Below are 20,104 nucleotides of genomic sequence, written 5' to 3' on the forward strand. Positions count from 1 at the left end.
GCACACCTGTCAACACCCTTCGCGCCACTTCTTCCGGCAGGCGGGCGGCCTGGGGAAGCTACGGTCGAAGGGATTGCTGGCCAGCCCCGCCGGTGCTAGCTTCTCGAACCGGTTCGATGACTCATGCCGTCCGGCCGGCCGGGTCCAGGAAGGCCAGCAGACGGCTCGGGACGTCGGTCCGGAATACCGTGCGCGCGTGGGCGACGCGCCGGTCACGGGTGGGCCCGGAGGTGGTGAGGCGGTACAGGGCTGCGACGAGTTCGGACGGGGTGGCCGCGAGGTCCGCGAGGCCGAGCGCGGCCATCTCACGGACGCCGTGCGCGCCATGGCCCGGCAGCGGCCGGTGCCCCACCACCGGCAGACCCGCGGCCAGGGCCTGTACGGCGGTCTGGCCGGCGGCGTTGTCCACCAGCGCGCCGGACGCCTGCATCAGCCCGGGCATGTCGGTGACCCAGCCCAGGGCGAGCACCCCGGGGAGCTCCCCCAGGCGCCTCCGTAGGCCGTCGTTACGGCCGCACAGCGCGACCGGCAGGAATCCGTGCCCGACCAGGGCCGTGGCCGTCGCGGCGAGGCGGTTGCCGACTCCCCACTCGCCCGTGGAGAGGATCACCGGAGGCCGTCCTGCGGCGAGGCGGGCGAAACGCTCGCCCCAGTCGGTGGCCGTGGGAGCCGGGCGGAAGAAGGCGGGGGCCACGAGCGGTCCGGTCGTCTCCGTGCGGCTTCCGGTGTCCCGGCGCACCTCCCGAGCCGCGCCCTCGGTGAGGCAGAAGTACCCGTCGTTGCCGGGGTGGAGCCATTGGCGGTGCACGGCGAAGTCGATCAGGAAGACGGCGCTGGGCACCCGCAGCCCGCCCCGGGCCCGGAGGTGGCCGGTCAGCTGGGCGGCGAGATGGAAGACTGGCACCACCAGGTCCGCGCGGGCGTGGTCCACGAGGTCGGTCAGTCGGTCGCCGGCGAGGCGGGCCAGGGGGAGGCCGCTGGGACGGCGACCGGCGCCCGGCTGGAGGAACGCCCGGTACAGGGCGGCGTAGGACCATGGGAAGTACCGCACCGAGGACCGGTAGAAGCCACGCAGGCCGCTGCCGAGGCCGCACGGCAGCAGGGTGAGGACATCGACGACACGCACCTCGTGCCCGTCCTCCCCAAGGCGCCGCGCGAGTTCCCCGGCCACCGTGTCGTGCCCGGCGCCCATGCCGGCGCTGAGGACGACGATCCGGCGGGAGCCGTCCGTCGTCCCGGGACGCTCCGCGAGGTCTGGCCGCCGCGGTTCCCGGCGCCGGTGATCACCGCCTCCGTACACCCGATCCACTCTCCCTCGGACGAGTCCCCTCCGCCGTCCAGGGGAGTGACCCGCGGCCTCGGTGCCCAAACGGCGCGTCCCGCCCCTCCGGACGAGCCCGGCGTTTCGTCACCTGACGGTCTGGATACTCCGGGGGTGCCCGACCGATGGGGGACGGGAGCGGTCCTACCGGGCTCCTTGCTTCCCGCCTCCGCCACGTCGCAGCGAGGTCAGCCATCATGCTCCACGCCCTCTTCGGTACCGGATCGACAGCCTCTTCCCCCCGGCCGGTGACAGCCCACCGGACCGCGGGTCGTCCCGTGCGGCTCACGGTCGGCAGTACGGTGGTCGTCGGCACGGCACTCGTGACGGGCGCGTCCTCGGGCATCGGCGCGGCGGTGACCCGCCGGCTGGCCGCCGAGGGCTGGCGGCTCGTGCTGAACGGACGGGACGCGACACGGCTCGAGAGCGTGGCGGCCGAGGCGTCGGCCACGGCGTTCCCGGCGGATCTGACCCGGCCCGGCGCGGATCGGCGGCTGGCCGGGTTCGTGCTGGACCGGCTCGGCACGGTGGACCTGCTGGTGGCGGGCGCCGGTGTCGGCTGGGCCGGTGACTTCGCGCGCATGCCGGCGACCGCCGTCGACGAGGTCGTCAACACCGACCTGCTGGCCACTCTGCACCTGGTCCGGCTGCTGCTGCCGCACATGGTCGCGGCCGGCTCCGGACGGATCGTGCTCATCGGTTCCGTGGCCGGCAGTGTCGGGGTGCGCGGGGAGGCGGTCTACTCGGCGGCCAAGGCCGCGCTGGCCGCCTTCGCCGACGCCCTGCGGTACGAGCTGCGGGGCAGTGGCGTGGGTGTCAGTCACGTGGTTCCGGGAGTGGTGGACACCCCGTTCTTCGACCGCCGCGGCGTCTCCTACCAGCGGTCGATGCCCCGGCCGGTGCCGCCGGAGCGGGTCGCGGACGCCGTGTGGAGCGCGGTACGGCGGGGCCGGGACGAGGTCTACGTGCCCGGCTGGCTGCGTCTGCCCGCCCGGGTGCGGGGCGCCGCGCCGGGGCTGTACCGGCGGCTCGCGGCCCAGTTCGGATGACCGGTAGTGAGCGTCCTCACCGTCGTCCTCGCCCTGTCGGCGGCCCTGACCAACGCGTCGGCCTCCGTGCTGCAGCGCCGTGCCGCGACGGACGAGTCGGACAGCCGCAGCGGTGCCTGGCACGCCGTGCGGTGGCTCGGGCGGGTGCTGCGGCGGCCGTACTGGCTGGCGGGTGCCGGGATGCTGCTGTTGTCCACCGTGTTCCAGGCCTGGGCGCTGGCGGTGGGCAGTCTGGCGGTGGTGCAGCCGGTGCTGACCACCGAGCTGCTGTTCACGCTCGTGGTGGGCAGCCTCGTCTTCCGGCACCGTCCCGACCGGCGCACCTGGCTGGCGTTCGCGGCCCAGGCCCTGGGGCTGGCGCTGTTCCTGGGCGCCGCGGCGCCGTCCGCCGGCCGGTCCACCGCACCGTCCGTGACCTGGCTTTGGACGGGTGTCGTGGTGGGCTGCGGGGTTGCTGCCGTGGTGGTGACCGCGCGGCGGGTGACCGGTGCGTCGCGGGCAGCACTGCTCGGCCTCGCCTCCGCCGTGAGTTTCGCCGCGACGGCCGCCGTGCTCAAGGAGGTCATGGGCAGGCTCGGCGACGGTGCGGCCGGCGTGTTCACCCACTGGTCGCCGTACGCCACGGCGGTCGTCGGCCTGGTCAGCTTCCTGCTGTTGCAGGCCGCCTTCCGTGCCGGGTCGCTGGCGGCCTCGCAGCCTGCGCTCACTCTCGGCGACGCCATGACGAGTGTCGCCCTGGGGTGGGTGCTGTTCGAGGAGCACATCGGGCTGGGTGTGCGCATCGTGCCCGAGGTGGTCGGTGTCGCCCTGATCGGGGCGGGCAGTATCGGGCTGGCCCGTGCCCCGTCGCTGGGCGGCGGCTGGGACACCGGGCCCGAGGACCGCTCGGAGGCGACCGGCGTGACAGGGCAGGGGGCGTCATGACTCCACGACGACCGGGACGGGTGGCGGCGACCACGCTGGTTCCGGTGGCCGCCGTCGCCGCCGTGCACATCACCCCGGCGGTCACCTGGCTGCCGAGCGTGCGCCGCCTGCTGTTCCCCCGGCTGTCCGGCACCGGCCGCTGGAACCACATCGCCCTCACCTTCGACGACGGCCCGGACCCCTCCTCCACGCCACGCTTCCTGGAGGTGCTGGACGGGCTCGGGGTCCGGGCGACCTTCTTCATGCTGGGCGAGAGCGTTACCGCGTACCCGGCGCTGGCCGGTGAGGTCGCCCGGCGCGGACATGAACTCGCGGTGCACGGCTGGACCCACAGCCGCCCGTGGCGCCCGTCCCCTCGCCGCGACGCCGCGGAGATCCGTCGCTCCGTGCACGCCGTGGTCGAGGCGACCGGCTTTCGGCCGCGGTGGTACCGGCCGCCGTACGGGATCCTCACCTCGGGCCGGTGGATCGCCGCCCGGCGTGCCGGGGTGCGGCCCGTTCTGTGGACGGCCTGGGGCAGGGACTGGACGGCCGACGCCACCGCCGCCTCCGTGCGGGCGCTGGTGGGCGCGGATCTGCGCGGCGGAGGCACCGTCCTGCTGCACGACTCCGACCGGGCCTCGGCCCCGGGTGCCTGGCGCTCCGCGCTCGGCGCCCTGCCCGCCCTCGTCAACGACTGCCGCGAGGCGGGACTCCGGGTGGGGCCGCTGTCCGAGCACGGCACCGGGCGACCCGCCCCGGCTCCGGCGCCGTGAGGAGATCGGTCGTCGGGGGTTTGGAACCGCCGCAGGCGGGTGACTCCCCCTCCTGGCAGCCCTGCCGGACAGTGCGGCGGGCCTGGGCCGGTGACGCGAACTGCGGGGTGTACGAGCACGCGTGACCGCGAACCCTCCTGGGAGGCCCCCGCACCCCGTCGGCAGGGCTGCCGCCACGGGCACGTCAAGCCGCAGCCGGCCTGGGCGAGGGCCCGGGACGTGCACGCGGGACGTTGCCGCGGGCGACGCGCGGGGCGTCGCCGCCGACGACGAGGGGGACGTGGACCGACGGCTCTATCGCACCGCGGCCCCACCCCCACCCCCACCCCCAGCCCCAGCCCCAGCCCCAGCCCCAGCCCCAGCCACCACCGTGACCGCCGGCCGCGCACCGCCAGCCACAACCCGCGAGCCCCCAGCCGCGACCCGCTGCCACCACCTGGGAATCGTCGGCCGCGCGGCCCGAACCGCAAGCCCCCAAACCCCAGCCCCTCAGCCCCCAGCTGCAGGGATAATCGGAGCGGCTGGGCCTGGGCCGCCCGGGTTTGGTGGGGCGGTCCGGGGGCCGGCCGGGCGTCGGCTACTCGTTGCGTGCTGTTTCGGGGCCCGTGATCCGCCTGAGCAGCGGCATCGTGGACGCGATGACACCCAGTGAGGCGACCAGGCCGGCTAGCACGATCGCGTAGTACTGGATCCCCGGTGCCCTGATCGAGTAGTGGAACTGTGCTCGCACGAACAGCTGGGCGGCCAGGAAGCCCATCCCGATCGCCACCGCCGCGACCACCAGGAGCGGGACCGCGCTCTCCAGCAGCACCACCCGCCGGAGCACCCCGAGCTGGGTGCCGGTCAGCCGCAGCAGGCTGAAGGGCCGTTTGCGGTCGCGGAGCCCCCCGGCGACACTCACCGCCAGGCTGCAGCCGGCGATGGGGAAGCTCACCAGGACGACCACGTCGGACAGTTGCTGGTACCCGGCGAGTTGTGAGCCCGTCTCGGCGTGCTCCTCGCGGACGGTGTACGGGAGGTCCTGATCGGGATAGGCGTTCGCGAGGATGGTGCGCGCGCGTTCGATCGCCGACGTCGAACCGTTCGTGGCCACGACGATGTGCTGGACCGGGAGGCCGGCGAGCCGCTGGGCCGAAATGGCGGCGGCGGGCCAGGTCGACGGCCAGTGTTCCCAGGGGTACGTGCCGAAGGTGCCGTAGTCCTGGGTGACCGACGCGACCTCGGCTCCGGCGGCACACGTGCCGTGGGCCGGCATCTTCGCGAGCTCCGCGCACGAGGCCAGACCGGCCACGGGCCGGGCGTCGCCCCGGGGGTCGACGACGGAGGGGTCCGTGGTGCCCAGGGGGTTGGTGTGGACGCTCAGCACGCCTTTGACACCTGGTACGGCGTTCAACTCGCCGAGCACCGCCGTCGAGAGCGGGGGCACACTGCCGATCAGCGCGCCCGAGGAGTGCTCCGCGCCCCGAACGTAGTCCGCCACCAGGGCGCCGGAGACCGCCGGGCCGGCCGCCGGTACACCGCGCTCGGCGTTCAGCGAGCCGATGACCCCGACGGCCGTGCTGGTCACGCACAGCGCGACGACCAGCCCGCTGACCGCGCGGAAGCCGGCCTTCGGGTCGTCCGCGAGCCGCCGCCCCGCGACGAGCAGGGCGGGCCGGCTGGTGAACCGGGCCACGACGCGGGCCCCGGCCATGGTCAGCCACGGTCCGGCGATGACGAGACCGATGAGGACGAGCAGGACTCCGGGCACGAAGATCGCGATCTGTCCGTTCGCGCTCCTGGGCACCCGGCCGATGCTGTACGTCAGTTCGGCGATCCCGGCGAGCAGCGGGATCAGCCGGTACGCCCGCGGCGGGCGGGGCCGTACACGCCGGGTGACCCCGAGCGGGGAGACCTGCACGCGGCGCAGGGCGATCCTGGCCGCGATCGCGGCGGCCACCGGGACGCCGAGGGCGACGAGCAGGATGTCGCCGGCCCCGAGCGTGAGGTCGCTCGCGAAGAAGGGCGTACGCGTGAGATTGACCGCCGCCAGTTGGGTGCGCAACAGGTAGAAGAGGCCGAAACCGACGGCCGTTCCGAGGACCGCGGCGGCCGTCGACTCGACGGCGGCGAGCATCGAGATCTGCCGCGGGGTGGCGCCCACCAGCCGCATCGCGGCGAAGCGCTGCTCGCGGCGGGCGGCCGCCAGCCGGGAGGCCGTGCCGATGAGGATGAGCACCGGGAAGATCAGGGCGGTCCCCACGACGGAGAGGATGAGCTTGATGCCCCTGCTGTCGATGCCCGCCCTGACCGTGCAGTTCCTGCCGTTGCAGGAACTCGGGGTGACCGTGGTGATCGAGGTGACCTTGCTCGCGTCGTGCTGCTGCGCGAGCTCGTCGGGGCGGTGGCCGATGACGATGACCAGGGAGTCGGGGCCCGGGAGCGCCGCCTTGCCGACCGTGCCGACCTCGTGGCCGGGGTAGCGGGCGGAGAGTTGGGCGGCCGGGGTGGAGCCCAGGAGCTTGCTCAGGGCCGGTGAGGCGTAGTACTCGCCCGGCCCGGGAAGGTGCGAAAGGCCCGGTGGGACCGGGGAGTTCGGACCGGTGGCGGCGACGTCGACGCGGCCGATGAGCTTGCCGTCGAAGTGGTCGGGCCGCAGCCGCCACCACAGCGGGTCCGTGTCCGCCTTCGCCGCCGACCGGCTCGACGTGCTCGTGCCGGTGCCGGTGTTGAGCCAGGCGTTCCGGCCGTTCTGGGTGGACGTGGCGTTGATCGCCGCCAGGATGCTCAGCAGCAGGCCGACGCCGAGCGCGACCGCGGAGGCGATGACGGCGAGACGGGCGGCGGCCTCCCTGCCCCCGGTCAGGGTGAGGCGCAGGCCGAAGCGGATCACGAGGCGAGCCGTTCCACGGACAGCGGCGTCACCTTGCCGTCGCGGACGACGACTTCGCGCTTCGCGTAGGCGGCCACCCGCGGCTCGTGGGTGACGAGGACGACGGTAGTGCCCTCCGCGCGTACGGAGGCGACCAGCAGTTCCATCACGTGCTCACCCGTGAGGGAGTCGAGCGAGCCGGTGGGCTCGTCGGCGAACAGCACCCTGGGTCGGGAGACCAGGGCGCGGGCCAGGGCGACCCGCTGGGCCTGTCCGCCGGACAGTTCACCGGACCGGCGGCCCTCGAGACCGTCCAGGCCGAGCCGCCCGAACCAGGAGCGGGCCTCGGCCAGCGCGCCCGCCCGGCGGGACTTGGCGAGCAGCAGTGGCAGCGCGACGTTCTCCTCGGCGGTCAGCTCGGGGACGAGCTGACCGAACTGGAAGACGAAGCCGAACTGGTCCCGGCGCAGGGCGCTGCGTTCGGGCTCGCCCAGGGTGTCGATACGGCGGCCGTCGAACCGGATCTCACCGGAGTCGGGGGCGAGGATCCCGGCCAGGCAGTGCAGCAGCGTGGACTTGCCCGATCCGCTCGGTCCGGTGACCGCGAGGATCTCACCGGCGGCGGCGCGCAGGTTCGCGCCCTGCAACGCGGGTGTCTGCCCGAACGACAGGCGGGCGTCCCGCGCTTCCACGAGGAAGCCCTCGTCCGCGCTCATGAGCGCACCTCCGTCGTCAGGGCGCCGAGCCGTGCCGCGGTGAGGTCCATCCACCGCAGATCGGCCTCCAGGTGGAACACGCCGTGGTCGGCGAGCAGCGAGTCGATCGTGCTGCCGGTCTGCCGCAGTTCGGTCAGCTCCCGCATCCGCTCCATGTGCGCGGCGCGCTGGATGTCGAGGTACACGCGGGGGTCGCGCTCCAGCAACAGGGCGAGGACGACCTTGGTGAACAGGACAGTCTGCAGGTGCGGTTCGGCGGCCACCGGCTCGGTCAGCCAGGTCTCGACCTGGGTGACCCCCAACTCGGTGATCACGTACCGCTTGCGGTCCGGTCCGGCGCCAGCCTCGGTCTCGCCGACCTCGACCTTTCCGTCCCGGGCGAGGCGGCCCAGGGTCGAGTAGACCTGGCCGGGCGGCAGCGGCTTGCCCCGGCCGAAGTACGTGTCGTAGTCGCGCTTGAGGTCATAGCCGTGGCTCGACTCCCTTTCGAGGAGTCCGAGGAGTGCCAGAGGAACGGTCATACCTCAGTATCTACACTCAGTATCTAGTCGGCGTCAACAGCCTTCCGAAGCCAGGCGACTTGGACCGGGCCGGGCCTCGCTACGGCACGGGACGGGCGCCCGCCAGGGCCTCCACGGCTGCCGCGACCTCGTGCGGGCTGGAGATCATGGTCAGATGGCGGGCGCGGGGGATGAGGGTGGGGGGAGGTGCGCCGATGCGCCGGGCGGTCTGCCGCGGGGTCTGCTCGCTGAACACGTCGTCCTGCGCGCCGAAGACGACCGCCTTCGGGATGCGCACCGTGGCGAGCCGGGCGACCTCGGCCGCCGGCAGGCCGGGCACGCCCTCGCCGAGCATGCTCCACAGCGCGGTCTCGGCACCGGGCACCCGCAGCGGCCGACGCCACTCGTCCAGTCCGGCGGCGTCCAGACGTGGGCAGGCAGGTCCGCACTGGGCGCCGTAGAACGAGCGGATGAGCCCGTCGACGCCGAGACCGAGGCGCAGCAGGCTGGTGCGGTACGGGTCGATCAGGACGTACTTGAGGGCCGACGGCGGACCGGCGCCGGTGTCCAGGGCGTCCCCGTCCAGCAGCATCACGCTTCCGATCCGTCCCGGGGCGCGCAGGGCGGCCTCCGCGACGACCGCGGCTCCGCTGGAGTGGCCCACCAACAGCGGGCGTTCACCGGGGCCGTCGAGGTGCAGGGCGCTGAGGAAGCCCAACAGCTGTCGGGTGAAGTGGTCGACGGTGTAGGGGCCGCGGCGTTGGCTGTAGCCGTCTCCGGTGAGGTCCAGCGCGTAGACGCGGTGGTCGGGGGCGAGGAGCGGGCCGACCCGCGACCAGGTGTCCGCCTGCTCGAAGGCGCCGTGGACGAGGACGACGGGCGACCCGGCCCGGCCCCAGGTCCGGTAGCGGGTGCGGATGTCGGCCGCCTGCACGTACCGCAGCCCCTTGGGCGGCGCTGCACGCCCGGCGGTGACCGCGTTGTACGTCAGGGACGTCGTGGTGACGACCAGGAGCAGGACCGTACCGACCAGCACCGCGCGTCGCCACCACCGCCCGAGCCGCGAACGGCGCCGTGGCGGTGCGCCGGGCCCGGCGTCGGAATCCACCGCCGGCGGTTCGATCGGCCCGGCCTGGAGGTCGGCATCCACGCGAGTTCCCCTTCTGTTCGCCCCTCCGTACAGCATCGCCGCTTCGGGTACGGAGATCATCCACCGTGAGTCGTCATCGGGCGTACTCCCGTGGGCGTAACCTCCTCAGCCCAGGTTCTCCAGGAAGTCCACCGTGGGGACGTGGAAGAGGCATCCGGTGAGCGGAGTGGAGAAGTCGAGGATCCGGTCGTGCGCCGCTCCCGGGGCGCCCAGGAACATGCGCTCCAGCATCGTCTCCGTGACCGCGGGGGTGCGGGCGTAACCGATGAAGTACGTTCCGAACTCGCCCCGGCCGACGGTGCCGAAGGGCATGTTGTCGCGCAGGATCTCGTGTTCCGTGCCGTCGGCGTCGGTCAGGCTGGTGAGGGCGATGTGGGAGTCCGCCGGTTTGACGTCGTCGTCCAGTTCGATGTCGTTCAGCTTCGTCCTGCCGATGATCTTCTCCTGCGTCTCGACCGGGAGGGCGTTCCACGCGTCGAGGTCGTGCACGTACTTCTGCACGATGACGTAGCTCCCGCCGGCGAACTCCGGGTCCTCGTCCCCCACCAGGACGGCGGCGCTCGCCCCGGGCCCGGTGGGGTTTTCCGTGCCGTCGACGAAGCCGAGCAGGTCGCGTTTGTCGAGGTACTGGAAGCCGTGCACCTCGTCGCGTACGGTCACCGCCCCGCCGAGCCGGGCCATGATCTCCGTGGCGAGCGCGAAGCACAGGTCCAGACGCGCGGCGCGGATGTGGAAGAGCAGGTCGCCGGCTGTCGACACGGCGCGGTGCACCGGTCCTTCCAGCGCGCGGAAGGGGTGCAGTTGGGCCGGACGGGGTCCGGTGAACAGGCGGTCCCACGCCTGCGAGCCGATTCCGGTGACGCAGCTGAGCCTGCCGTCCGGCTCGGCGCGGAAGCCGACGGCGCGCTGCAGGGAGCTCACCTGGGACAGCACGTCCCGGGTGACCGCCTCTCCGCCGGGGTCGATCGTGGCGACCAGGAAGATCGCCGCGCTGGTGAGCGGTGAGAGAACCAGCTGCGGAGTCGGTGCCGGGGCGTCTTCCGCCATGGGCCCTCCCCTTCCGATCGTCGTCTGCGGTTCCGCCGAAACGGAGGCACGGGAGCGGGGCCTCTCGCCCGTGCCGACTCTATGGCCGAGCCCGCGCGGCCGCAGCCGGATGCCGGAGCCCCGGGCACGCGCGACGACTGGCCGACTCCGGCCCCCGTCCGCCGAGGGCGCTCGCCGCCGCCGCCGGTGGAGGTTACTGTGCAGTAGTCAGAGCGTTCCCGGAGGTGCCCATGACGTTCGACCGTGCCGCGGGTCTGGTGGAGTCCGCGCGGGCGCTGGCCGCCGGTGAGGTGACCTCGCGTGCGCTCGTCGAGAGGGCACTGGCGCGGATCGAGGCGACTCAGCCCACCCTCAACGCCTTCCGGGTCGTCCGGGCCGAGGCCGCCCTCGCCGAGGCCGACGCCGCGGACCGGGACCTCGCGGCCGGCCGCCGCGCACCGCTGCTCGGCGTGCCCGTCGCCGTCAAGGACGACATGGACGTGGCCGGCGAACCGACCGCGTTCGGCTGCGAGGGGGAATTCCCGCCCGTCACCCGGGACGGGGAGGCGGTACGGAGGTTGCGGGCGGCCGGAGCCGTCGTCATCGGCAAGACCAACACCTGCGAGTTCGGGCAGTGGCCCTTCACCGAGGGGCCCGCCTTCGGCGTCACCCGCAACCCCTGGAACCCCGAACACACCCCCGGAGGCTCCTCCGGCGGGTCGGCCGCCGCCGTCGCCGCCGGTCTCGTGCCCGCCGCGCTCGGCTCCGACGGCGCCGGCTCCGTCCGCATCCCCGCCTCCTGGACCCACCTCGTCGGCATCAAGCCCCAGCGCGGCCGCATCTCCACCTGGCCCCGCGGCGAGTCCTTCCAAGGCATCACCGTCAACGGCACCCTCGCCCGTACGGTCGCGGACGCCGCCCTGATGCTGGACGCGGCGAGCGGCAACCACGACCTCGACCCGCACCGGCCGGCCCGGGTCGACGCCTTGGACGCGGTCGGCCGCGACCCCGGCCGGCTGCGCGTCGCGCTCGCGCTGAAGCCTCCGTTCACCGCCCTGCCCGCCCGCCTCGGTCCGGAGGTGCGCGAGCGGGTGCTCCAACTAGCCGAGCGGGTCGCCCGGTTGGGGCACGTGGTCGAGGAGGCCGACCCGCCCTACGGCCGGATCGGGCTGACCTTCGTCCCCCGCGCGACCGCGGGTCTCGCCGAACGCGTAAGCGAGGCGCCCTTCCCCGCGCTCCTCGACCGCCGCACGCGGGACGCCGCCCGGCTGGGGCGGCTGCTCGGCGGGGCGCCCCTGCAGGCGGCACGGCGCGCGGAGGCGGTGCTGCACCGTCGTATCGGCGCGTTCTTCACGTCGTACGACGTCGTCCTCGCGCCCACCACGGCCGCTCCCCCGCCCCGCGTCGGCGCGATGCTGCGGCTGGGCGGTCTCGCCACCGACCGGGCGATGATCGCCGCCTGCCCCTATGCCTGGCCGTGGAACGTGCTGGGCTGGCCGGGCGTCAACGTCCCGGCCGGGTTCGTCGGGGACTCACTGCCCGTCGGTGCCCAACTCCTCGGGCCCGAGGGCAGCGAACCGCTGCTGATCTCCCTCGCCGCGCAACTGGAGGCGGAGTTGCGCTGGCACGAGGCGTGGCCGCCCGTCGAGGCCGTCACGGACTCACCGGCGACGTAGGCGGAGTGGGTCCGTACCCTGTGGCCATGGACGATGCGTCGATGGTCGGGCTCATGGGGCGGGTCACCGGCACGGTCGGGCCCGGGCTCGTCGGCGAGGTGATCGTGCGGGTGCGCGGCGGCGCCGAGCACTTCCTCGCCTATCCGGCCACCGGGACCGCGCGGATCGAGCGGGGCACGGTCGTGATGGTGGTGGAGTACCTGCCCCCGCGGACGGTGTACGTGACCGAGGCGTACGACGGTTGAGCCGTCCCGCGGCCGACACGTGAGCCCGCTTCCGCGCAGGTGAGAGCCGCCGCAAGGGGGCGTCCGTCAAGAAAACGACAAGGATTCGCCGGCGTCTTCACGCCGGCGCCGCGCGGGAGCACACTCCCTTCGTTCGGTGCCGAGAGGGCACCATCAAAAGGGGGCGTATGCCGATGATCGTCGGCGTCGTTGCGGGAGTGGTGGTCGTCGCCGTTCTCGCTCTGATCGGTCTGTTCAAGGCGATGTGGCGCGTCGCGGAACCCAACGAGGCGCTGGTCATCTCCGGCTCCAAGCACCGTACGGAGGGCTTGGAGGAGGGCATGGGATTCCGTATCGTCACCGGGCGCGGCACGCTGGTGCTGCCCGGGGTGCAGGCGGTGCGCAAGCTGTCGCTCGACCTGAACGAGACCGAACTGCACGTGGACTGCGTGACCCACCAGGGCATTCCGCTGAAGGTGCGGGGCGTGGTCATCTTCAAGGTGGGCGACGACTTCGTGTCGATCGCCAACGCGAGCCGCCGGTTCCTGGACCAGCAGAAGCTGATGGCCGAGCGGGTGCACAACGTGTTCGCCGGTCATCTGCGGTCCATCGTCGGAGGGTTGACGGTCGAGGACATGATCCGCGACCGGGAGAAGCTCACCGCGCAGACCCGGGCCGCCTGCGGCACGGAGATGGAGAAGCTGGGGCTCATCGTCGACTCCCTGCAGATCCACGAGATCGAGGATCCGACCGGGTACATCCAGAACCTGGCGATGCCGCACGCGGCGGCCGTCCAGCGGGACGCGCGCATCGCGCAGGCGGAGGCGAACCGGCTGGCCACCGAGGCCGAGCAGCAGTCGTTCGCGCGGATGGCCGAGGCGACGCGGGACAGTGAGATCCTGCAGGCCGGCTACCAGGCCGAGCGGGACAAGGCGGCCGCGAAGGCGCGGCAGGCCGGTCCGCTCGCCGACGCCGCGGCCCGGCAGGAGGTCGTCGTCCAGGAGACACGGGTCGCCGAACTCGAGGCGCACCGGCGTGAACAGCAGTTGCAGGCGGACGTCCGCAAGCCGGCGGACGCCCAGGCCTACGAGAAGCGCACGCTGGCCGAGGCCGAACGTGACGCGCGGATCTCGGCCGCCGAGGCCAAGGCGAAGGAGACGGAGCTCGCGGCGGCGGCCGAGGCGACCCGGGTCAAGACGGCCGCGGGCGCCGAGGCCGAGGCGACCAAGACCCGGGGTGCCGCCACGGCGGCCGCGACCCGGGCCACCGGTGAGGCCGAGGCGGCGGCAGCGCAGGCCAGGGGTCTCGCGGACGCCGAGGCGACCAAGGCCAAGGGGCTCGCCGAGGCGGAGGCCATCAAGGCGCGGGCCGCGGCCCTCGCCGAGAACCAGGAGGCCGTCGTCGCGCAGCAACTCGCCGAGAACTGGCCGGAGATCGTCAAGGCCGGCGCGTCCGCCTTCGGCAGCGTCGACAACATGGTGGTGCTCAACGGGGCGGACGGCATGGCCGACATGCTCGCCAAGGCGCTCACCATGGGCGGCACGGGTCTGGGACTCGCCCGCCAGCTGCTGGCCTCGATGAACCAGAACGGCCAGGCGGCGAACGGGACTTCGCCGTCCCTCAACGGGATCGCGGCACCGCCGTCGCAGAAGGTGCCGGTGGAGAAGGAGGGATAGGCCGGGCTGTCGGGGGCGTCATCCGTCGGCGGGCGGGGCCGTGGTGGGTAGTTCCACGGTTACCCGGAGCCCGCCGGCGGAGCACGGTGTCAGGGTGAGTGTTCCGTCGTGGGCGTGGGCGATGGTCTTCACGATGGCGAGGCCCAGGCCCACCCCCGCGTGGTCGGCGTGGATGCGTTCGGTGCCACGCCGGAACGGTTCGGTGAGGGTCGAGGCCAGCTCCGGGCCGATGTCCTCGCCGGTGTTCTCGACGGTCAGTGTCACTGTCCCGGGGCGGGCACGGGTGCTGACCCACACGGTGCCCCCCTTCGGCAGGTTGTGGACGATCGCGTTGTGCACGAGGTTCGTGGTCAGCTGCAGCAGGAGCGCCGGCGATCCGTCCGTGGGGGTGATGTCGCCGTACGTCTCCACCGTCACGCCGTGCTTCTCCGCGAGCGGCAGGAGGGTTTCGGTGGCCTCCTCCGCCAGCAGGGACAGGTCGACGTGTTCTTCGGTGAAGGACCGCTGGTCGGCGCGGCTGAGCAGGAGCAGGGCCTCGGTGAGGCCGATCGCCCGCGTGTTGACGGCGTGCAGCCGGTCGATGAGCTCGCCGGTGTCGCGCGTCGGGTCGGTGCGGGCCACGTCGAGGAGCGCCTTCGAGATCGCCAGCGGGGTGCGCAGCTCGTGCGAGGCGTTGGCGGCGAATCTCCGCTGTTCGGCGACGTGCGACTCGAGCCGTTCGAGCATCGCGTCGAAGGCGTCGGCAAGTTCGCGGAACTCGTCCCTGCGGCCCGGCAGCCGGATCCGGTGCGAGAGCGAACCGGAGGTGGCCGTTCGGGTGGCGTCGGCGATGCGGGACAGGGGGGCGAGCATGCGGCCGGCGAGGATCCACCCTCCCACCAGACCGAAGACCAGCAGCAGCGCGAGCACTTCGGCCGCCCTCGGGGCGAAGACGCGCAGGAGGCTGTTGCGGATGGGGAAGACCCCTGCCGAGAGCCTGTCGTCGGGGTTGATGAGCATCGCCCGGTTGGGCACGTACCGCAGGAGGAACATCCACACCGCCGCGAGCAGCAGACCGCCGGCCAGCATGAGGAACCCGGCGTAGCTGAGGGTGAGTTTGACGCGGACGCTCAGCCCGGGGGCCCTATCCACTGTCCGCTCCCTCGTGCGCGGCGCCGGCTCGTGCGTCGATGCGGTAGCCGACACCGGGCACGGTGGCGATGATCCAGGGCTCGCCGAGACGCTTGCGCAGCGCCGAGACGGTGATGCGCACGGCGTTGGTGAACGGGTCGGCGTTCTCGTCCCACGCCCGCTCCAGGAGTTCCTCGCCGCTGACCACACCCCCCTCGGCGGCGACGAGGACTTCGAGCACCGAGAACTGCTTCCTGGTCAGGGCGACGTAGCGGCCGTCCCGGTAGACCTCTCTGCGGAAGGGGTCAAGGCGCAGCCCGGCCATCTCCCGCACGGGAGGCCTGCTGTGGGCGCGGCGGCGGTCCAAGGCCCTGAGCCTGAGCGCGAGTTCCTGGAGTTCGAAGGGTTTCGTGAGGTAGTCGTCGGCGCCGAGTTCGAATCCGGAGGCCTTATCGTCGAGCCGGTCGGCCGCGGTGAGCATGAGGATCGGCATGCCGCTGCCGCAGGCGACGATGCGCCGGGCGATCTCGTCACCGGAGGGCCCGGGGATGTCGCGGTCGAGGACGGCGATGTCGTAGGCGTTGACGCCCAGCAGTTCCAGAGCGGTGTCTCCGTCGCCGGCGATGTCGGCCGCGATCGCTGCCAGGCGGAGGCCGTCGCGGATGGCCTCCGCCAGATAGGGCTCGTCCTCGACGATCAGCACACGCATGCCGTCGATGCTACGAGGGGGCGCATATCGTCGGCGTATCGAAAACCGCATACGGGCCGGCAACACCGCGCTGCCTTGACTGGCGGCATGCATCTCCTCCCGCCCTCGGCACGGACGACGACCCACCGGATGCGGTGGCTCCTCGTCGCCGGCGACGTCCTCCGTGCCCGACTCGACGGCTTTCCTCGCCCAGGCTCGTCGCGGAGCGCACCGGGGCGCGCTGGGCGAGGCCCACGGGGTCGCGTTCTACGTCAACAGCGGCCGGCGTTCCCCGGCAGGACGAAGGCAGGGGTGGATGCGGCGGAGACCGGGCAGGGCGGCGCGGGCCGCCCGGACCCCGGCCCGGGTTCCTGGCGGGCACGCGTCCGACGGACGATCAGGGGCGCCCGCCGGCCGGAGCCCTGGAAGCGCGGCCCGGTGGTCGCCGCGTCCGCGCTGCTGCTCGGCCTGCTCCTGCTGCTGCACGCGGCCGTGCCGAACCGGATCGGCCACCTGGGCAGTCTGGTGGAGACCTTTTTGCCATGGTTCGGCCTGTTCGTCCCGGTGCTGCTGGCCCTCGCGCTGTGGCGCCGGTCCGCCTCGGCCCTGCTCGCGCTGCTGCTGCCGGTCACGGCGTGGCTGACCCTCTTCGGCGGGCAGCTGATCGACAGGTCCCGCGCGGGCGGTGACCTCATGATCGCCACCCACAACGTCAGCGCCGACAACTCCGACCCGGCCGGCACCGCCCGCGACCTGGCAGCCTCCGGTGCGGACGTGCTGGCGCTGGAGGAGATCACCGCGCAGGCGAAGCCGGTGTACGAGCGGGCACTTGCCAAGGCCTATCGCTACCACGCGGTGCTCGGCACGGTCGGGGTGTGGAGCAGGCTGCCGCTGTCGGACACCCGGCCGGTCGACACCGCGATGGACTACGGGCCGCTGGGGGCGACCAAGCCCGCCGCCGTGAAGCTGGTCTACAACCGTGCGCTGCGCACCACCGTCGCCACCGAGCACGGACCGCTGGCGGTGTACGTGGCCCACCTGGGGTCGGTCCGGGTGAATCCCCGGGTGGGCTTCTGGACGGACTCGCGGGACCGGGGTGCGGTGGCGCTCGGCAAGGCCGTCGCCGCCGAGCCCGAGCGGCGGACGGTGCTGCTCGGCGACCTGAACGGAACCCTGGAGGACCGCGCCTTCGACGGCCTCACGTCACATTTCCGCTCGGCCCAGGACGTGGCCGGGGACGGCTTCGGCTTCAGCTGGCCTGCCGCGTTCCCGGTGGAGCGGATCGACCAGATCCTGGTCAGGGGGGTGCAGCCGCGGAGCTCGTGGGTGCTGCCCGCCACCGGCAGCGACCATCTGCCCGTGGCGGCCCGGATCAGCTGGTGAACAGCGCGCAGGCCGCCCCGGGCGACCGGTCCTCTAAGGTGCCTGCGTGACTGCGTTTACCGATGAGAACGTCCCCGGCCGTTTCGGCCCCGGCGCCACCACCGAGGCCGACCCGCACCAGATCGGCAGGGTGCGCACCGAGTACTCCCCCGCGCACGACGGCGACCCCGACCCCGGTGAGATCGTGTGGACCTGGGTGCCGTTCGAGGAGAACGACGGCCGGGGCAAGGACCGTCCGGTCCTGGTCGTGGCCCGCGAGACCGCCGGCACCCTGCTCGCCGTCCGGCTGTCCAGCAAGCGGCACGACGGCGACCGGGAGTGGGTGGCGATCGGCAGCGGCCCGTGGGACCGGTCGGGCCGCGACTCGTGGGTCGACGTCGACCGGGTGCTGCGGTTGCACGAGGACGGCATGCGCCGGGAGGCCTGCGCACTGGACCGGGGACGGTTCAACCTGGTGCGGCAGCGGTTGGCCGAGCGGTACGGGTGGAGCTGAGTGCGCGCCGCGTGAACTGCTCGGCCGCTGCGGTGGGTTGTCAGGTGAGGGTGAGCAGCCCCACGCCCAGCACGATCAGGGCGGTGATCTTGGCGACCTCGAGGGCGATGTAGTACAGGTGTTCTCGTGAGCGGGGCAGGTCCTCGCCCGCGAGGACACGGTCCGACCTGCGGTTGAGGCGGGGGCGCACGACGAGGAGTTGGGCGAGGAGGAGGACGGCCGCGGCGGCGATGGGTGCCACGACGCGGGCCGTCGGATGGCCCGCGGCGACCGTGGCGACCACGACCACCGCGAGGACGGCCTCCACCGCGTTGAGGGCCCGGAAGACCAGCCGCCCGATGCCCAGCCCGATGGGGAGGGTCACGCCCGGGGCACGGAACTTCAGCGGCGCCTCCAGGAACGAGATCGCCAGCACCATCCCGAGCCACACGAAGGTGACGGCGACCGCTGTCGCGGCCCACGTGGGGTACATCAAGTCTGCCTTTCTAGAGAGTGCGGGGCGCGGGCGCCAAGTGGGCGAGGCACGCGTCGGGTTCGGCGAAGGGTTCCAGGTCGGTCGCGGTCAGCGGGGCCCCGAGTTCGTCCAACGCGCCCTGCATCAGTGCGAGATGGAGGGGGCAGACCAACTGGCCGTACTCCTCGGCGAGTTCGAGGAAGGGGCAGTGCCGCAGCCGGATCCGTGACGGTACGGGGCCGTCCTCCGGGTCCGGCGCGAAGCCGAGGTCGTCCAGCAGGCCGACCAGCCGGGCCGCCGACTCCTCGGGCGCGGGCCGCCGGAACGGGGGCGGCGGCCCGACCAGGAAACGGCCCCATTCGCGGCCCGCCTCCCTGGCGGCGGCCGTCGCCCCGGGCCCGGTGGCGGCGAGCCGGCTGAGCAGCATCCGGGCGAGCAGTTCGTAGCCCCGGCTTCCGCCGCGGTCCATGCCGGGCCGCGGGGCGTAGACGGTACGCGGACGCCCTCGTCCGGCGGGCTCCTGCGGGTGCCGCTCCACGAGCCCGTCGGCGACCAGCGCGTCCAGGTGGAAGCGCACGGTGTTGGGGTGGACGCCGACGCGCTCGGCCGTCTCGGCGACACCGAGCGGAGCCGCGGCGGCCCGCAGCACGGCGAGCACCTCGCCGCGGCGCGGACTCGTACGCCTGGCGGTCATACCGGCCCCCCTCTCCCGGAAGCAGCGTCGGCGGCAGAATTACTCCAAATATTACCTGTCATAATTGAGCGCGGATCCGGCGGATCCAGGAGGGCGCCGAGAGCGGAGAGGAACCGATGGCACAGGTTCACGAGGAAGAGCCGGCACCGCGCGTGCTGTGCGACACGGCCGCCGTGCTCGACGAGGCACCGGACGCCGCCGGCGTGCTGTGGAAGCTCGCCGAGAGCGGCCGCCAACTCGACGCCAACCTGGTGCGGTTGACCCCGGGCCGGCATATCGCCGCGCACACGGAACCCGACCTCGACGTGCTGGTACTGGTCGTCTCGGGCGCCGGCATCCTGCACGCCGGCACGGACGGCGAGGAGCGGCCCCTCACGTCGGGCGCCCTGCTCTGGCTGCCCCACGGCTCGACCCGTGGCATCACGGCGGGCGACGAGGGTCTCGCCTATATGACCGTGCACCGCCGCCGCCCCGGCATGCGGATCGGCCGGGCGCGCTGAACAATCTCGCCGGCTCGGGAACGCGGCCCGCCCTTCGTCCGTCTACCTGTGTGAGGCCCCCGCAGCATCCCCCGTCTGCGGGGGCCTCGCCGGCGTTCGAAGCCCGCGTTCGAAGCTTTCGAGGACCTTCTGGCCCGTCGTGCGGTCCAGGACGCCGAACGTGATGTGCTCGAAGGTCCGGGCGAAGCGGCCGTCCGGTCCGAGCAGGGCCCGGAAGGCGGCGGCCACCTGCGCGGGCTCGTTCTGGAAGACACCGCAGCCCCAGGCGCCCAGCACCAGGCGGCGGTAGCCGTGGGCCGCGGCCGTCTCCAGCACCCGCTCGGCGCGGGTCGCGAGGGCGTCCGGCAGTTCACCGGCCCGCTCGAGCGCCGTACGGCGGACGACGCCCGCGTTCGGGGCCGCCGCGGTGAGGAAGCCCGCGGTGTACGGCTCGTCCAGCAGGCGGCCGCGGTCGTCGCGGAAGACGGGGACGGCCGGTGAGTGGATGACACGGTCCGTGTAGAACGGGTCGCGGTGGGCGCGGTGGTGGTCGTAGAACTCCGGAGCCTCCAGCAGGCACGTGTACAGCGCGGAGGCGCGGCACAGGGCCTCCTCCTGCGCCTGGGCGCCGTTCAGGAAACCGCCGCCGGGGTTGCGGGCGGAGGCGAAGTTCAGCACCGCGACCTCGCCGCCGACCCGGCGGGCCGCCTCCAGGCTGCTCTCGCCCGTGACCTCGATCACCGTGTCGGCGGGGACGGATCGGGGTACCGGCACCGGCCCGGGCCCGTACATGCGCGTACCGGCCCGGGCGGCCCGCACGGCCGTACCGATGGACACCTCGTGTCCGTCCGGCGCGCGATAGGCCCCCGCGGCCACGATCTCTTCCGTCTGGCGCGCGATGCCGCGCAGGCGCGCGCTCACGGCGCCACCCCCGT

The 20,104-nt window shown here is 73.3% G+C and carries 20 protein-coding genes; 9 read left to right on the forward strand and 11 right to left on the reverse strand.

The genetic code is table 11. The annotated features are described in order from the left end of the window. Window positions 1-121 precede the first annotated feature (121 nt). Entirely contained in the window at window positions 122-1,300 is a 1,179-nt protein-coding gene (locus tag ACIRVK_RS09860) for a galactosyldiacylglycerol synthase (RefSeq protein WP_404244996.1), read from the reverse strand. Window positions 1,301-1,518: 218 nt separating this feature from the next. On the opposite strand from ACIRVK_RS09860, the gene ACIRVK_RS09865 reads away from it, so the two are divergent. The 3 genes from ACIRVK_RS09865 to ACIRVK_RS09875 are packed head-to-tail and all read left to right on the forward strand — an operon-like array spanning window position 1,519 to window position 4,049. Next, window positions 1,519-2,370 (forward strand): SDR family NAD(P)-dependent oxidoreductase, encoded by an 852-nt coding sequence (locus tag ACIRVK_RS09865; RefSeq protein WP_404244997.1) that lies wholly within the window; start codon window positions 1,519-1,521, stop codon window positions 2,368-2,370. Window positions 2,371-2,376: 6 nt separating this feature from the next. Continuing rightward, window positions 2,377-3,294, forward strand: a complete 918-nt coding sequence (locus ACIRVK_RS09870; RefSeq protein WP_404245000.1) for a DMT family transporter — start codon at window positions 2,377-2,379, stop codon at window positions 3,292-3,294. After that, entirely contained in the window at window positions 3,291-4,049 is a 759-nt protein-coding gene (locus ACIRVK_RS09875; RefSeq protein WP_404245002.1) for a polysaccharide deacetylase family protein, read from the forward strand. Before ACIRVK_RS09870 ends, ACIRVK_RS09875 begins: the two co-directional genes overlap by 4 nt. Window positions 4,050-4,626: 577 nt before the next feature. On the opposite strand, the gene ACIRVK_RS09880 is transcribed toward ACIRVK_RS09875, so the two are convergent. The 5 genes from ACIRVK_RS09880 to ACIRVK_RS09900 form a co-directional block, all read right to left on the reverse strand. Beyond that, window positions 4,627-6,921 (reverse strand): FtsX-like permease family protein, encoded by a 2,295-nt coding sequence (locus tag ACIRVK_RS09880; protein WP_404245004.1) that lies wholly within the window; start codon window positions 6,919-6,921, stop codon window positions 4,627-4,629. Next, window positions 6,918-7,616: an ABC transporter ATP-binding protein gene (locus ACIRVK_RS09885; protein ID WP_404245006.1), complete on the reverse strand. Its 699-nt coding sequence runs from the start codon at window positions 7,614-7,616 to the stop codon at window positions 6,918-6,920. The genes ACIRVK_RS09880 and ACIRVK_RS09885 overlap by 4 nt, the downstream gene beginning before the upstream one ends. Beyond that, on the reverse strand, window positions 7,613-8,137 hold the full coding sequence (locus tag ACIRVK_RS09890; protein WP_404245009.1) for a PadR family transcriptional regulator: 525 nt from the start codon (window positions 8,135-8,137) through the stop codon (window positions 7,613-7,615). The genes ACIRVK_RS09885 and ACIRVK_RS09890 overlap by 4 nt, the downstream gene beginning before the upstream one ends. 79 nt (window positions 8,138-8,216) lie before the next feature. After that, window positions 8,217-9,266: an alpha/beta fold hydrolase gene (locus ACIRVK_RS09895; RefSeq protein WP_404245011.1), complete on the reverse strand. Its 1,050-nt coding sequence runs from the start codon at window positions 9,264-9,266 to the stop codon at window positions 8,217-8,219. 105 nt (window positions 9,267-9,371) lie between these two features. Further along, window positions 9,372-10,313: a Dyp-type peroxidase gene (locus ACIRVK_RS09900; RefSeq protein ID WP_404245013.1), complete on the reverse strand. Its 942-nt coding sequence runs from the start codon at window positions 10,311-10,313 to the stop codon at window positions 9,372-9,374. A gap of 230 nt (window positions 10,314-10,543) precedes the next feature. Between ACIRVK_RS09900 and ACIRVK_RS09905 the strand changes: the two genes are divergently transcribed. The 3 genes from ACIRVK_RS09905 (at window position 10,544) to ACIRVK_RS09915 (ending at window position 13,868) form a co-directional block, all read left to right on the forward strand. After that, window positions 10,544-11,968, forward strand: a complete 1,425-nt coding sequence (locus ACIRVK_RS09905) for an amidase (protein ID WP_404245015.1) — start codon at window positions 10,544-10,546, stop codon at window positions 11,966-11,968. A gap of 26 nt (window positions 11,969-11,994) precedes the next feature. After that, window positions 11,995-12,213, forward strand: a complete 219-nt coding sequence (locus ACIRVK_RS09910; protein WP_207929898.1) for a hypothetical protein — start codon at window positions 11,995-11,997, stop codon at window positions 12,211-12,213. A 167-nt stretch (window positions 12,214-12,380) separates the two neighbouring features. Continuing rightward, the gene (locus tag ACIRVK_RS09915) at window positions 12,381-13,868 is read left to right on the forward strand and encodes an SPFH domain-containing protein (protein WP_404245017.1); all 1,488 of its coding nucleotides are present in this window, start codon (window positions 12,381-12,383) and stop codon (window positions 13,866-13,868) included. Window positions 13,869-13,886: 18 nt separating this feature from the next. On the opposite strand, the gene ACIRVK_RS09920 is transcribed toward ACIRVK_RS09915, so the two are convergent. Both ACIRVK_RS09920 and ACIRVK_RS09925 read right to left on the reverse strand, forming a co-directional pair. Continuing rightward, window positions 13,887-14,999 (reverse strand): sensor histidine kinase, encoded by a 1,113-nt coding sequence (locus ACIRVK_RS09920; protein ID WP_404245019.1) that lies wholly within the window; start codon window positions 14,997-14,999, stop codon window positions 13,887-13,889. Beyond that, window positions 14,992-15,687 carry a response regulator transcription factor gene (locus ACIRVK_RS09925; RefSeq protein ID WP_404245021.1) on the reverse strand — a complete coding sequence of 232 codons (696 nt, stop codon included), beginning with the start codon at window positions 15,685-15,687 and terminating at the stop codon, window positions 14,992-14,994. Before ACIRVK_RS09925 ends, ACIRVK_RS09920 begins: the two co-directional genes overlap by 8 nt. A gap of 375 nt (window positions 15,688-16,062) precedes the next feature. Between ACIRVK_RS09925 and ACIRVK_RS09930 the strand changes: the two genes are divergently transcribed. Next, window positions 16,063-17,049 (forward strand): endonuclease/exonuclease/phosphatase family protein, encoded by a 987-nt coding sequence (locus ACIRVK_RS09930; protein WP_404245554.1) that lies wholly within the window; start codon window positions 16,063-16,065, stop codon window positions 17,047-17,049. Window positions 17,050-17,095: 46 nt separating this feature from the next. After that, window positions 17,096-17,542, forward strand: a complete 447-nt coding sequence (locus ACIRVK_RS09935) for a type II toxin-antitoxin system PemK/MazF family toxin (protein ID WP_404245023.1) — start codon at window positions 17,096-17,098, stop codon at window positions 17,540-17,542. Window positions 17,543-17,582: 40 nt separating this feature from the next. Here ACIRVK_RS09935 and ACIRVK_RS09940 read toward each other — a convergent pair whose 3' ends face one another. Both ACIRVK_RS09940 and ACIRVK_RS09945 read right to left on the reverse strand, forming a co-directional pair. After that, entirely contained in the window at window positions 17,583-18,014 is a 432-nt protein-coding gene (locus tag ACIRVK_RS09940; RefSeq protein ID WP_404245556.1) for a hypothetical protein, read from the reverse strand. Between the two features lie 13 nt (window positions 18,015-18,027). Further along, window positions 18,028-18,690, reverse strand: coding sequence for a helix-turn-helix transcriptional regulator (locus ACIRVK_RS09945; protein WP_404245025.1), 663 nt, complete (start codon window positions 18,688-18,690; stop codon window positions 18,028-18,030). 116 nt (window positions 18,691-18,806) lie between these two features. On the opposite strand from ACIRVK_RS09945, the gene ACIRVK_RS09950 reads away from it, so the two are divergent. After that, window positions 18,807-19,190: a hypothetical protein gene (locus ACIRVK_RS09950; protein WP_404245027.1), complete on the forward strand. Its 384-nt coding sequence runs from the start codon at window positions 18,807-18,809 to the stop codon at window positions 19,188-19,190. Between the two features lie 42 nt (window positions 19,191-19,232). On the opposite strand, the gene ACIRVK_RS09955 is transcribed toward ACIRVK_RS09950, so the two are convergent. Next, window positions 19,233-20,090, reverse strand: coding sequence for a TIGR02452 family protein (locus tag ACIRVK_RS09955; protein ID WP_404245029.1), 858 nt, complete (start codon window positions 20,088-20,090; stop codon window positions 19,233-19,235). Window positions 20,091-20,104 lie beyond the last annotated feature (14 nt).

It is taken from the genome of Streptomyces sp. NPDC101152 (assembly GCF_044768275.1).
Taxonomy (GTDB): Bacteria; Actinomycetota; Actinomycetes; order Streptomycetales; family Streptomycetaceae; genus Streptomyces.

Excerpts from the sequence above, each read along its gene's own strand:
- ACIRVK_RS09885 (WP_404245006.1), bottom strand. The coding sequence starts at position 7,616 with ATGAGCGCGGACGAGGGCTTCCTCGTGGAAGCGCGGGACGCCCGCCTG.
- ACIRVK_RS09945 (WP_404245025.1), bottom strand. The coding sequence starts at position 18,690 with ATGACCGCCAGGCGTACGAGTCCGCGCCGCGGCGAGGTGCTCGCCGTG.
- ACIRVK_RS09905 (WP_404245015.1), top strand. The coding sequence starts at position 10,544 with ATGACGTTCGACCGTGCCGCGGGTCTGGTGGAGTCCGCGCGGGCGCTG.
- ACIRVK_RS09950 (WP_404245027.1), top strand. The coding sequence starts at position 18,807 with ATGGCACAGGTTCACGAGGAAGAGCCGGCACCGCGCGTGCTGTGCGAC.
- ACIRVK_RS09875 (WP_404245002.1), top strand. The coding sequence starts at position 3,291 with ATGACTCCACGACGACCGGGACGGGTGGCGGCGACCACGCTGGTTCCG.
- ACIRVK_RS09890 (WP_404245009.1), bottom strand. The coding sequence starts at position 8,137 with ATGACCGTTCCTCTGGCACTCCTCGGACTCCTCGAAAGGGAGTCGAGC.
- ACIRVK_RS09910 (WP_207929898.1), top strand. The coding sequence starts at position 11,995 with ATGGACGATGCGTCGATGGTCGGGCTCATGGGGCGGGTCACCGGCACG.
- ACIRVK_RS09940 (WP_404245556.1), bottom strand. The coding sequence starts at position 18,014 with ATGTACCCCACGTGGGCCGCGACAGCGGTCGCCGTCACCTTCGTGTGG.
- ACIRVK_RS09915 (WP_404245017.1), top strand. The coding sequence starts at position 12,381 with ATGCCGATGATCGTCGGCGTCGTTGCGGGAGTGGTGGTCGTCGCCGTT.
- ACIRVK_RS09865 (WP_404244997.1), top strand. The coding sequence starts at position 1,519 with ATGCTCCACGCCCTCTTCGGTACCGGATCGACAGCCTCTTCCCCCCGG.
- ACIRVK_RS09900 (WP_404245013.1), bottom strand. The coding sequence starts at position 10,313 with ATGGCGGAAGACGCCCCGGCACCGACTCCGCAGCTGGTTCTCTCACCG.
- ACIRVK_RS09925 (WP_404245021.1), bottom strand. The coding sequence starts at position 15,687 with ATGCGTGTGCTGATCGTCGAGGACGAGCCCTATCTGGCGGAGGCCATC.